Origin of the sequence: Sphingobium subterraneum (assembly GCF_014199435.1) — a bacterium.
Taxonomy (GTDB): domain Bacteria; phylum Pseudomonadota; class Alphaproteobacteria; order Sphingomonadales; family Sphingomonadaceae; genus Sphingobium; species Sphingobium subterraneum.
In genome coordinates, this window is the sequence record NZ_JACIJP010000008.1 from 49126 (window position 1) to 59763 (window position 10638).

The following is a 10638-nucleotide window of genomic DNA, read 5'->3' on the forward strand; positions in this document are numbered from 1 at the left end:
CTAGTGGCAAACGCCGGTATCAGGCGTGTCCATAGTTGCGAATTTCGCAGTTGCAATATTCTATGATGCAATGCACAAGAGACGGGCCTTTCAGGCATCCTCTCCCAACTATCAAGCCGCCTCCTTGTGGGCGGCTTTTTTCTACCCGAAACAGAGTCGCCGACTCGACCTGAACGATGTGATCCGGCTGACCATGTCGCAGAACTGCTTCTCGACCTCGAATCGTCTCATCCACGGACCCTATTTGTACATGTCGGGTGGATAGAGCGTCACATACTGAAAATCGCTGTTGCGAAACCGCAAGGCTTCAATCTCCTCGGGATTGCCTGCCTCGTCGACCGCGATCGACATGGCGACGTCGATGGTAAGCTCGATCTCGGTCTCCCCGCTCTCATCCTCGAACGGGATAAGCACCTTGTCCTCGGAATCATACATCGCTTCATCCCAGTTGGGATGAGTGAAAGACACCAATGCTGCGACCTCGATCGTGCCGACCACAAGGATTGATTTACCTGCCTCACTTGGTTTGAAGGCGGTGAGTTTTTTCACTTCGACCGAATTGACGGTGATCTCGTCGATCTCCGCATCCATGACGTCGCTACTGTGCAGTCCCCAATTCGTAAGTTCCTGACTGACGAGGTCGACGATCTGTTCCTCCTGCGTCTCCAGGAAGGGATCGAGTTGCGGCGCGGCCATCTCGAGGCCAAGCGCCGCGAACAGTTCGGGCAACGACTTCACCAGCGAAATATGCTTCGCAGACCCGACCGGGCCATCAAAGTCGCCATCGTTCGAAACGATGATCACCGGGCTATTTCTCGACGCCTCCTTCTTGAGGCACTCGAAGGCAAAGGCGTCGGGGAACTGGTCCTTCTTGCCGTCGCCTGAGAAGAAACCTTCCCCTGCCGCATAGGCGCTGAACACTGCCGACGGCTTCACCTCGTCGATCTGGAGCGTCTTGGCCTCCAGCGCATCGAACATCTGCGTAGTCGACTCATCGTAGATCGATTTCAGCTTTGCGCGAAGCTCCGGCCGCTTGAGCGCGGGAAGCGCAACGCCGGTCGCTCCCTCGACAATCTTCCGGAAATGCGGCTGGCTGATCTCCTTGATCGCGTCGAAATCACTCTGGATGTACTTTTTGGCAACCTCGGTGATGGTGAGATCGGTGGTCAACACCGTTATCAGACCGGCATCGACAAGATCGACGACACGGGCGATTTCAGGCCCGCCTGGTGGTTTGCCGGCACTGATGACGATGTTCGCATCCAGGAAGACCTTCGGCGTTCTTTTGGTCGTTTTCTTCGCCATCGTCAGAGTAGATCCGTGTTGAGGTCATGTTGGGCAGATGCTTGACGGACAGGCAGCATTTTCTGGAACGTAAGGCTTGGTCAGTCCGCCACCCGTCCCCTATCGAAGCATCGCTTTGAACGTGCTGCTCGCCGAGGCTCCCGCATAGGCGTCGCGCGCGAGCTGTCCCAGGATCTCGGCCGCTTTGTCGGTTGCCCGATCGAGCGCAAGTTCCTTCTGCTGCTGGAGCGAAGGCACCCTATCGATGCGGACGTAGCTCGAGCCCAGGACGGACTGCACGAGGTCGAGCGACAGGCTCTCCTGCGCCTTCATCGTCCTCGACACGAGCTCGTCTTTTGCGATCAGCATCACACCGCCGCGGCGCCTGGGCGCACGCGGCACATCCCATCGCAGCTCTCCTGCGGTCCCGACGCTGATGAGGTCGATTTCCTGGGGCGTGCGCCCATAGCGCCCAAGCGCCCGCATCAGGGCGATACTATCCGGAGCGTTCGCGATCAGTCCGCCGTCGACATAGGAATGCCCGTCGATCACATGGTCGGGGAAATAGGTTGGCGCCGCGGAGGTGGCGAGGGCAATGTCCCGTAGCGAGGTTCCTTCGAGCTTCGGTGACATGCCAGTGGTTTCGTATATTGCCGGCGCCCAGGCGCCGAAATCGACCGCGGTCACGATCAGGGGTGTCTTCAGGCCGGACAGGGGCGTCTTTCCCGCTTCGCCAAGAACGGCGTCGATCGTCTGCGCGAGGCCAGCCGCGTCATAGCGCGAGCGCGCCAGCCCCCAGCGACCGAGTAAACCCCGCTTCGGGAAGATCGCCTGGCCGTGCTTCTCAAACGCGGCGCCGATCACGGCTGGGCGAATGCCTTGGGCCAGGCCGATGGCCACGATGCCGCCGATCGAAGTGCCGGCGATGATATCGAAATGGTCTTTGATCGGCTTTCCGATCGTCCGCTCGATCTGTTCGAGGATCCGAACGGTAAAGAGGCCACGATACCCACCTCCGGTCAGCGCCAGAATGCGGAACCGTTTGGCCGGCTGCGCGCGCGCACCTTCCCTGATCCCGACGTCGCTCTCGGTCATATCAAGGGTTCACCACCGTCAGCCCGCTGACGCCGCTATGGTAGGGCTGCGGATAGTCGACGAAGACAAGATTGGTAGCGAGAGCCGAGGCAACGACCATCGTCGTCGCCTCGCTGACCGGGATCACGGCACCGGCCGGGTTGGTGGCGATCAGCTTCTGAGCCCGCAGACCAGGCCACAGCATGGCGGCCTTTTCGTCGAACGGCACGATATTATCGAAGCTGCGCACCATGCCGACATAGCCGCGCAGCGCATCGCGGTGGCCTTGGCGTTCACCCGCCGGGCTTTGCTCGATGGCCAGCAGCGCCTGCCCGAGGGAAACCGCGCTCAGGTGGATCTCTCGGGCAGGCAGCGCATCGATCGAGGCCGGCGCCTGACCCGTGATCCGGTCAAGCAGGCATTGGGTCGAAAGAAGATACATGGCCGCTTAGGCGCTGGCCTGCTGCCAGGAAGCTTCTCCGGATCGGACAGTGAATTCCTGGCTGCTGTCGTCGTCGCTCTCGACATGGACGAGCTTTCCGCGTGACGGCTGGAACTGCGTGGCGGCAAGAAATTCTCCGGCGGAAATACCGCCAGCGGCTGCCTTAATGACATTCGCCAAAGCCGCAACCGAGAGGATCACGGTCTGCTCTCCCTTGTCTTTGCCGACAAGCTGAACCGATCCGTCACGCGCACGCGCAAGCAGCTTGGTGAAGCTGTCACGCGCGGCGCGAATGGTGATAGTGGCCATCGGAGCCCGACCTTCGAGCAGTTTGCCGAGTTCAACCTCTAGCTGATGCTCTGGAAGGGAGCAGATCCTCTCGATTCCGGCTAGAAGCTGCACGTCCATACCAACCAACCTTCGCTGCCAATGACGATGGTTATAGGGCGTGGCCACAAAATGTCAATGATTGTGGCCACGGGGCAGATGCATCGATCAATGACGGCTGCGTCACTTTACCCTTCAGGTACCGGTCGGGTAAAGTGACACGGATGGCAAAACGTCTTTCGGTCGTTTCTGTGAGCGATTGGGGGATTCACAAGAGTCGTGCTTTGTGCTTGATTCGTTCCATGCTTCAGTTCGATCTCTTCGCGCCATCGATCCCAACCCCGGCGCCAGCACCAGTAGTTGGCCTGCCGGATATCGTGCGCATCATCGCGGAGCACTCGGGTCGGCCGCGCTACACCTTCATGGTGCTCGATCTCATCGCCAGGGCCGCCCGGACGAACGGGGAGGCGGGGCCTCTGGTTCGAGAAGGCGAGGTTCTGGTGCCCATCCGCGAATGGCTGGCCGCGGCGATTGCGCCGAGCGGCGCGCGTCACCACCAGCGCCGGGCCACCGCCGATAAGGTCCGGGCTGCGCTCGCAGCCAAAGGAGAATTGCCGGGCGATCCGGTGGAGGCCGCGCGCCGCGTCGACGCGGAACTCAGCGAGCGCATCCGCGAAACCGGCATGACGGCGATCAGCCGGGCGGTGTCGGAGTTGGTGAAGGCAGGACTGATCAGACGGCATTACCAGGGCTTTTTCGTGGACCATGAGAACCGCGGTGCGCAGCGTCATGCGGTCTATACGGTCACGGATGCGGTCCGCGCCGCGCTTCAGCCGAGCATCGTGACCAGCGAAAACCGGCGGCAGCCTTATGTACGAGGCGCACACGCTCAGCCTCGAGCGGCTGCGGCGCGGTAGGATCGCAGCTTCACATTTCTCGGCGACGATCGGTTCCTGCTGGTCTCTCCAAGCGCATTCAATGGGCTTGGCGTGTGCACGACCCAGCTCCACAACGAGCCCGTGGTCTATAATCGCAAACGCCATGGCCGGTTCAAACTGGATGGCCGGATGTACGATTTCCGGATGCGGCCGTCGGTGCCCAGGCGGCTGTCCAAGGAAGTCCTGCTTGTCGACCTCCTCCATAACATCGACAGGCTGCCCGAGGACAAGGTGGCCATCCTGCCGCGTGCGCTTGCCAAGGCAGGGGAGATGAATAGCGCGCAGCTCGCGCGTGCGGTGAAGGAATACGGTTCGGCTCGTGCCGAACGGCTCCTCGCGCCCGTGCTGCGACCGTCTTAATCGGAAAGTGAAGCCCCTAAAATTCGGTGCGTAATCGCCTGCGCCTCTGCGACCAGATGGCTGTTCTTTTCCCTGTACAGCAGCTGGCCAATCACCGTCTCGACAGCCTTCGGGTTGACCTTCTCGACGACTTCCAGCGCCTTGCGGCATCGCTCATGGCCGCATTCACGCAATGCTGACACGACATAGTCGTCACCATGGTGCTCGGCGATGGCAGCAAGATCGAACATGTCGCGTGGCTGCAAGTTCCAGCCCCGGAAGTAAACTTTCTTCGCTGCAATCTCGGCCGGAGTTTCAAGGTCGACCGTCCGCCCCCTCACATCGTGGCGCTCACTGGAAACATCGAGGATGGCGGACGAACAAATGAAGTCGATCTCACCCAGTTCGTCAAAGGCGAGTTTGAGCGCCTGCGTCCCGTCGCTCTTATATTCGTCCGGCCGACGGGTCATTGCGAAATCCTGGATCTCTGGATTGAGAAAAGGCAGGATTTGCGGATCATCAAGGAAGATATCGATGTCGTGGCTTTCACGATGATCGATCTGGAGCATGAGCGCCGTCCCGCCGCCGAAGCTCCACGAGGGCACGAAGCCGACGTTCTCCTCGAATTGGGCGAAGATTTCCATCGCAAGATCGAACAGGACCGGCCACTGGCTTGGGCCGCGCTCGACCATGCGTTACGCCGCCAGCGGGAGCGCGTAGCCCGAGAGGTGGGAGAACTGGTCGGCGACCGCGCAGACCTTGTCGGCGTCGACACCCATTTCCTCGACGAACTGCAGCTGCAGAGCCGGGCTTACTTCCGAGAAGAAGGAAAACACGGGCGCGTTGAAATCGCTCGCGCTCTTTGGGTCGGCGATCAGCGCAGCGAGTTGATGCGCGGAAAGGTTCGCCCCATAAGGAGCGTTCACCGTCGCCAACACCAAGCTTACCGCCTTTGCCATTTCTAACCTGTACCATGATCTCGTGGATCGTTCAGCGCATATAGCGCTTCGGCGTTATCAAAACAAGAACGGCGCCAATCCGCTATCCGGCCAGGCGGGATGTGCAAGGCCGATTCTCCGCGTAAACCGCCCTCCCCGCGTGATTTTCTCACTTACCATAATGGGAGATTATGGTAAGTACAGGGCTGCTGGAACGGCAGGGAAGGGCAAATTTTGCGGATGATGACGAACGGGGAAAAACCATGCGGCACAGATGTGTCGCGCCTTGTGCCGCATGTTTTGAGCAGAACGCCGCCGCTCGCCTCAGTCAGCGCCGATCTCGGGAACCTCGAACAGTTCGATTGCGAAATCGGCGATCTGGTCGGCGGCAAGATGCATCATGGCGATCGGCGCGCTGTCCATGTCGACCCGCTCGATCTTGTCGTCCGTCATCCGGACAATGAAGCGATCGCACTGCTCGAGCACCACCATGCGGATTCCGTCGTCATCGTCGAGCGTCAGGCGCCGGATGCTGCCTTCATAGGCGACCCAGGCACCGTTGTGGCCGCTCGTCGTGCGCACATAACCGACCGCGACATGGCCACCGGCCTCGACCTTCTCGACGATCGGCAGGAGCCATCCGAAGCGCAAGGGCGCGGTTCGGGTCGTAATCGGCTTGGCGCGCGCCATTCTCTCGCAGACCCAGCCGGTCCCAAAGGAAAGCGCCAGGCAGAACAGCAGTTCCAGTTCGATTGCGAGCGCGGAAAGCCCCGATGGGACCTGGCCGGACAGAAGTGCCTTGTAGGGATTGGGATCATAGGGAAGCGAGATCAGCGGCTTCCACGCCGCTATCGCTTCGTTGAAGGCAAAAATTCCCGCCCCGGCGGTGTGCGCAGCGAGCGCCAGCAGCACAATCAGGAAAATGGTGAGATTGGAATTGGGCCGGTCGGGCCGCGGCGACACAAAATCACTCGCCTCGCCAATACGAAGACCGAAATAACCCGCAAACCCGGGAAGCAGAAGAACCAGAGCGCCAAGCAGCGCGTAGCCGAATGTCATTCGAGATCAGGCCGTCTTGGCGAGCTTCTTGGCCTTTTCAGCACGAATCTTCGCCCGATCGATGACATAGACGCCATCGCGCTGGACGGCCGCCTCGCGTGCCTTCTTCCAGCTGCCGAAGGTTTCGCGGACCTCCCGGCCAAGGGCCAGAGCTTTTGCCGAGTTGAGCTGCATCATATCCTCCGGGAAGACATATAGCGAACGATGACCGAGAGTTCCACCAAATCCTCCCCCATGGAAATCATCGTCGTCAGGACGAACGACACTGCTCTGCCGACACGATCGCGCAAGACAGACGCCGAATCCGTCGATGTGCGGCTGCTGCGCACGATCGGGGAAATCATTCCGACCGATCTACCGCCGATCAGTCAGCTCGGTCTCGAGACGACCCTGGCGGCGATGGCCGACGCGACGAAGGCGGCGATAGCCGCCGATCTCGACTGCTGGCGCGACTGGTGCGGTGAAGAAGGCCGCAGGCCATTGCCAGCCGATCCCGAAGATATGGTGCGCTATGTAAACGCGCTGGACGCCAAAGGCAGGAAGCCCGCGACGCTGGCGCGGCGCATCGCCAGCATCGCCTCGGTCCACCGCATGCTGGGCTTGGCCTCGCCCGCCGCGCCGACCGACGCCCCGATGGTTCGCGCCGCGCTGAAGGCCATCCGCCGGCAGAGAGGCGCACTTCAGCGTCAGGCTGCGCCTCTGCGGTTAGGCAAGGCGCTGGATCACCACGCCGCCAAAGGCTTCACCCTGGCTGCGCTACTCGAAGCGTGTGGCGGCGATCTTCAGGGGTTACGGGACGCGGCGTTGCTTTCGCTCGGCTATGACGCAGGGCTCCGGGTCAGCGAGCTCACTAGGGTTGAAGCCACGCATATCGATGCGCAGGACGACGGCTCGGCGACCTTGTTCATCCCCTTCTCCAAAACCGACCAGGAGCAGGAAGGCGCGTGGGCGTGGCTGTCGGCCGAGACGATGCGCAGGGTCGCCTTGTGGCAGGCCGAAAGCGCGATCGAGGACGGGCTGCTGTTTCGCAGGGTTGGTGTCTATCGCCGGCGCGCGCGCGGCTCCGATCCGGAAACGGCACTGGCCCGAACGACCTACACCATCGGCAAGGAGGCCCTCAGTCGGCAGGGGGTCAATGGGATCTACAGGCGCGTGGCGAGTGCCGCCTACGAAATGGGGCTGGTCAACCTGAGCGCCAGCAAGCTGGCCGATGCGGTTCAGGCGCTGTCCACACATTCGCTGCGCGTTGGCCTGACCCAGGACCTCTTCGCCGCCGGAGAGGACGGAGCCGGCATTGCGCAGGCGCTGCGATGGAGTTCACCGACAACCGCGCTACGTTACGGTAGAAAGCTCGCGGTGCGAAGCAATGTCGCCGCACGGGTTCTTTCAAGAGTACGTAGCTGACCTTGACGCCTCGCCGCTCGTGGTTCGGCAGCAGAAGGAGGCATGATCTCTCCCAAATATGGAAGATAGCCTAAATATGGACTGCGCGCCCGAAGGCAGCAAGCACGCTTTCATGCATCGTTTCGGAAATGGTCGGATGCGGAAAAACCGTTTCCATCAGCTCCGCCTCGGTTGTTTCCAGTGTACGACCGATGGTGAAGCCGTGGATCATTTCGGTCACCTCCGGGCCGACCATGTGTGCGCCCAGCAGCTCGCCAGTTTGGGCATCAAATACCGTCTTGACGAAGCCTTCTGGCTCGCCGAGCGCGATAGCCTTGCCATTGCCGATGAAGGGAAAGGTGCCAATCCTCACTTCGTGACCTGCTTCCCTCGCATTTGTTTCGGTGAGGCCGACACTAGCGATCTGCGGGTGGCAATAGGTGCAGCCGGGAATGTTCCTGGGGTCCATTGCGTGCGGATGCTGACCCGCTATGGTTTCTGCCGCGATAACACCTTCATGGCTGGCCTTGTGCGCTAGCCAAGGCGGCGCCGTGGCGTCTCCGATCGCCCAGATTCCCTCGACATTGGTGCGGCATGCGCCATCGGTAACAATGTGGCCACGCTCCGTTTTCACACCCAGTGCCTCAAGCCCAACGGTTTCGGTGTTTGGGACGATCCCGATTGCCACGATGACATGGCTGTATTCGTCCGAAACAAGTTTGCCATCCCGGGCTTTGATCGCGACTGTTACGCCGGTGGCACCGATATCGAGCTTTTGGACACCTGCACCCGTCAAGATCTTCATGCCCTGCTTCACCAACGCTTTTTCCAGGAAGGTCGAGACATCTGCATCCTCGACCGGAACGATCCTGTCCAGCATCTCGACGACTGTCACTTCCGCGCCCATGTCGTTGTAAAAGCTGGCGAACTCGATGCCGATCGCGCCCGAGCCGATAACAAGCAGCTTGTTCGGCATTTCCGGCGGGTTCATCGCGTGGCGATAGGTCCAGACGCGCTTTCCATCGGCTTTCGGGAACGGCAGATCGCGAGCACGCGCGCCCGTGGCGATGATAATATTCTTCGCGGTCAACTCACTGGTCTTACCATCCGGCGCTGTGACAGAAAGCCTCCCTTTGCCGGTGAGCTTCCCCTCACCCATATAAACGGCGATCCCGTTCTTCTTCATCAGGTGCGAGACACCCTGATTAAGCTGCCTGGCAACGCCGCGTGAGCGCTTCACCACTGCATCCAGATCGGCGGTTATCTTCTCCGCGACCAGGCCATAATCCTTGGCATGCCGCATGTAGCGAAAAACCTCCGCCGAGCGCAGCAACGCCTTGGTGGGTATGCAACCCCAGTTGAGGCAGACACCGCCTAGATTCTCGCGCTCGACAATCGCCGTGTTCAACTTGAGCTGAGCGGCGCGGATCGCGGCGACATAGCCGCCGGGGCCTGAGCCAAGGACAATCACGTCGTAACTATCAGCCATGTTCGGAAATTCCTTGAGATTCAGGCCAACAGTGTCAGCGGCTTCTCAACGATGCGCTTGAAAGCGGCCATCAGTTGCGCACCGTCCGCCCCATCGATCGCGCGGTGATCGAAGCTGCCGGTTACCGACATCACCGTGGCAACGGTCAGCGCATTGTTCACTACATAAGGCCGCTTTTCGCCCGCGCCGATCGCCATGATCATGGCCTGGGGCGGGTTAATGACAGCCTCGAACTGCTTGATGCCGAACATGCCCATGTTCGACAGGCTGGCGGTGCCGCCCTGATATTCATGCGGCTGCAATTTACCGTTGCGCGCGCGCTCCGCCCTATCCTTCATCTCGCTGGAGATTGCGGCAACGCCCTTGGCGTTCGCGCCCGCGATGATCGGCGTGATCAGGCCGCCGGGGATCGATACCGCCACCGAAATATCGACGCGGCTGAACCGCAGCAGATTGTCGCCGGCAAACTGCACATTGCAGCTGGGCACTTCGATAAGGGCGGCCGCCAAGGCCTTGACCAGCAGATCGTTGACCGAGAGCTTGACACCGCGTTCGGCAAGCCCGTCGTTGAGATCGGCCCGAAGCTTCAGCAATGGATCGAGGTGGATATCGGCCGTGAGGTAGATGTGCGGAACCTGCTGCTTCGATTCGGTGAGCCGTCGGGCAATGACTTTCCGCATGTTTGACAGCTTGACGACTTCGTGTGGAATGTCGGGTTCGATCGACGGTACTGCGGCGGCAAACGCCGCGGGGACCCCCGGAGCGACGGCCGGCATCGAGGCAGGCGTCGCGCCATCAATGTCAACCTTGACGATGCGGCCATTAGGCCCGGAGCCTCTTATCGTAGAAAGATCGATGGCGCTTGCCTCCGCCAGACGACGGGCAAGCGGGCTGGCCTTGATACGGCTGGCACCAATTGCGGGTGCGGCTGACGACGCGACAGGAACAGCGGCGGGAATGGATGTAGCGACCTTGTCGGCAATCTCGGGGGCCGGCAGAAGCGCGGGAACAGCCCCTTCCCCGATAGCGGTGATATCCTCGCCTTCGGCGGCAAGCATGGCGACGACGGTCCCGACCTTCACGCCTTCTGTACCTTCGGGGATGAGGATTTTCGCGATAATGCCTTCGTCCACCGCCTCGAATTCCATCGTCGCCTTGTCGGTTTCGATTTCGGCCAGCAGGTCGCCAGACTTCACCACATCGCCCTCCTTCACCAGCCATTTGGCGAGCGAACCCTCCTCCATCGTGGGAGACAACGCGGGCATCTTGAGGGCTCTGTTGCAAAGATTGGCGGCAGTCAGAGGTAGGCTGTCGCTCTGCGCCGATCAGGCGGCTGCTGCGAAATGGTGGTTGAGCATGCCCATG

13 protein-coding genes are annotated in these 10638 nt (G+C 60.8%); 3 read left to right on the plus strand and 10 right to left on the minus strand.

What is annotated here, in order from left to right; genetic code table 11:
• Positions 1-240: 240 nt before the first annotated feature.
• The 4 genes from FHS92_RS16415 to FHS92_RS16430 all read right to left on the minus strand — a co-directional run bounded on the left by FHS92_RS16415 (position 241) and on the right by FHS92_RS16430 (position 3109).
• Positions 241-1305 carry a PIN domain-containing protein gene (locus FHS92_RS16415; RefSeq protein WP_011950412.1) on the minus strand — a complete coding sequence of 355 codons (1065 nt, stop codon included), beginning with the start codon at positions 1303-1305 and terminating at the stop codon, positions 241-243.
• A 99-nt stretch (positions 1306-1404) separates the two neighbouring features.
• Positions 1405-2379 carry a CBASS cGAMP-activated phospholipase gene (locus tag FHS92_RS16420; RefSeq protein ID WP_011950413.1) on the minus strand — a complete coding sequence of 325 codons (975 nt, stop codon included), beginning with the start codon at positions 2377-2379 and terminating at the stop codon, positions 1405-1407.
• Position 2380: 1 nt separating this feature from the next.
• Positions 2381-2800: a PIN domain-containing protein gene (locus tag FHS92_RS16425; RefSeq protein ID WP_011950414.1), complete on the minus strand. Its 420-nt coding sequence runs from the start codon at positions 2798-2800 to the stop codon at positions 2381-2383.
• Between the two features lie 6 nt (positions 2801-2806).
• Entirely contained in the window at positions 2807-3109 is a 303-nt protein-coding gene (locus FHS92_RS16430; RefSeq protein WP_156842021.1) for a hypothetical protein, read from the minus strand.
• Positions 3110-3429: 320 nt separating this feature from the next.
• On the opposite strand from FHS92_RS16430, the gene FHS92_RS16435 reads away from it, so the two are divergent.
• A complete protein-coding gene (locus tag FHS92_RS16435) occupies positions 3430-4044 on the plus strand; it encodes a hypothetical protein (protein WP_017184756.1) in 615 nt (204 codons plus the stop codon).
• A 72-nt stretch (positions 4045-4116) separates the two neighbouring features.
• The gene (locus FHS92_RS16440; protein ID WP_011950416.1) at positions 4117-4425 is read left to right on the plus strand and encodes a hypothetical protein; all 309 of its coding nucleotides are present in this window, start codon (positions 4117-4119) and stop codon (positions 4423-4425) included.
• Here the strand turns inward: FHS92_RS16440 and FHS92_RS16445 are convergent.
• The 4 genes from FHS92_RS16445 to FHS92_RS16460 all read right to left on the minus strand — a co-directional run bounded on the left by FHS92_RS16445 (position 4422) and on the right by FHS92_RS16460 (position 6578).
• Complete coding sequence (locus tag FHS92_RS16445) at positions 4422-5096, minus strand: nucleotidyl transferase AbiEii/AbiGii toxin family protein (RefSeq protein WP_011950417.1); 675 nt, start codon at positions 5094-5096, stop codon at positions 4422-4424. The genes FHS92_RS16440 and FHS92_RS16445 overlap by 4 nt on opposite strands.
• A 3-nt stretch (positions 5097-5099) precedes the next feature.
• The gene (locus FHS92_RS16450) at positions 5100-5363 is read right to left on the minus strand and encodes a hypothetical protein (RefSeq protein WP_011950418.1); all 264 of its coding nucleotides are present in this window, start codon (positions 5361-5363) and stop codon (positions 5100-5102) included.
• Positions 5364-5666: 303 nt separating this feature from the next.
• Entirely contained in the window at positions 5667-6401 is a 735-nt protein-coding gene (locus tag FHS92_RS16455; protein WP_011950419.1) for a hypothetical protein, read from the minus strand.
• A 6-nt stretch (positions 6402-6407) separates the two neighbouring features.
• Complete coding sequence (locus FHS92_RS16460) at positions 6408-6578, minus strand: hypothetical protein (protein WP_017184755.1); 171 nt, start codon at positions 6576-6578, stop codon at positions 6408-6410.
• A gap of 27 nt (positions 6579-6605) precedes the next feature.
• Between FHS92_RS16460 and FHS92_RS16465 the strand changes: the two genes are divergently transcribed.
• Entirely contained in the window at positions 6606-7805 is a 1200-nt protein-coding gene (locus FHS92_RS16465; RefSeq protein ID WP_011950420.1) for a tyrosine-type recombinase/integrase, read from the plus strand.
• A gap of 70 nt (positions 7806-7875) precedes the next feature.
• Here FHS92_RS16465 and lpdA read toward each other — a convergent pair whose 3' ends face one another.
• Together lpdA and FHS92_RS16475 are read right to left on the minus strand one after the other, a co-directional pair.
• The gene (lpdA, locus tag FHS92_RS16470) at positions 7876-9273 is read right to left on the minus strand and encodes a dihydrolipoyl dehydrogenase (protein WP_011950421.1); all 1398 of its coding nucleotides are present in this window, start codon (positions 9271-9273) and stop codon (positions 7876-7878) included.
• A 20-nt stretch (positions 9274-9293) separates the two neighbouring features.
• Entirely contained in the window at positions 9294-10538 is a 1245-nt protein-coding gene (locus FHS92_RS16475; protein ID WP_184081785.1) for a pyruvate dehydrogenase complex dihydrolipoamide acetyltransferase, read from the minus strand.
• Between the last annotated feature and the right edge of the window lie 100 nt (positions 10539-10638).

What these genes read in the sequence shown, in the direction of transcription:
- FHS92_RS16415 (WP_011950412.1), bottom strand. Translation starts at nt 1,305, where the DNA reads ATGGCGAAGAAAACGACCAAAAGAACGCCGAAGGTCTTCCTGGATGCG.
- FHS92_RS16420 (WP_011950413.1), bottom strand. Translation starts at nt 2,379, where the DNA reads ATGACCGAGAGCGACGTCGGGATCAGGGAAGGTGCGCGCGCGCAGCCG.
- FHS92_RS16425 (WP_011950414.1), bottom strand. Translation starts at nt 2,800, where the DNA reads ATGTATCTTCTTTCGACCCAATGCCTGCTTGACCGGATCACGGGTCAG.
- FHS92_RS16430 (WP_156842021.1), bottom strand. Translation starts at nt 3,109, where the DNA reads ATGGCCACTATCACCATTCGCGCCGCGCGTGACAGCTTCACCAAGCTG.
- FHS92_RS16435 (WP_017184756.1), top strand. Translation starts at nt 3,430, where the DNA reads ATGCTTCAGTTCGATCTCTTCGCGCCATCGATCCCAACCCCGGCGCCA.
- FHS92_RS16445 (WP_011950417.1), bottom strand. Translation starts at nt 5,096, where the DNA reads ATGGTCGAGCGCGGCCCAAGCCAGTGGCCGGTCCTGTTCGATCTTGCG.
- FHS92_RS16450 (WP_011950418.1), bottom strand. Translation starts at nt 5,363, where the DNA reads ATGGCAAAGGCGGTAAGCTTGGTGTTGGCGACGGTGAACGCTCCTTAT.
- FHS92_RS16455 (WP_011950419.1), bottom strand. Translation starts at nt 6,401, where the DNA reads ATGACATTCGGCTACGCGCTGCTTGGCGCTCTGGTTCTTCTGCTTCCC.
- FHS92_RS16460 (WP_017184755.1), bottom strand. Translation starts at nt 6,578, where the DNA reads ATGATGCAGCTCAACTCGGCAAAAGCTCTGGCCCTTGGCCGGGAGGTC.
- FHS92_RS16465 (WP_011950420.1), top strand. Translation starts at nt 6,606, where the DNA reads ATGACCGAGAGTTCCACCAAATCCTCCCCCATGGAAATCATCGTCGTC.
- lpdA (WP_011950421.1), bottom strand. Translation starts at nt 9,273, where the DNA reads ATGGCTGATAGTTACGACGTGATTGTCCTTGGCTCAGGCCCCGGCGGC.
- FHS92_RS16475 (WP_184081785.1), bottom strand. Translation starts at nt 10,538, where the DNA reads ATGCCCGCGTTGTCTCCCACGATGGAGGAGGGTTCGCTCGCCAAATGG.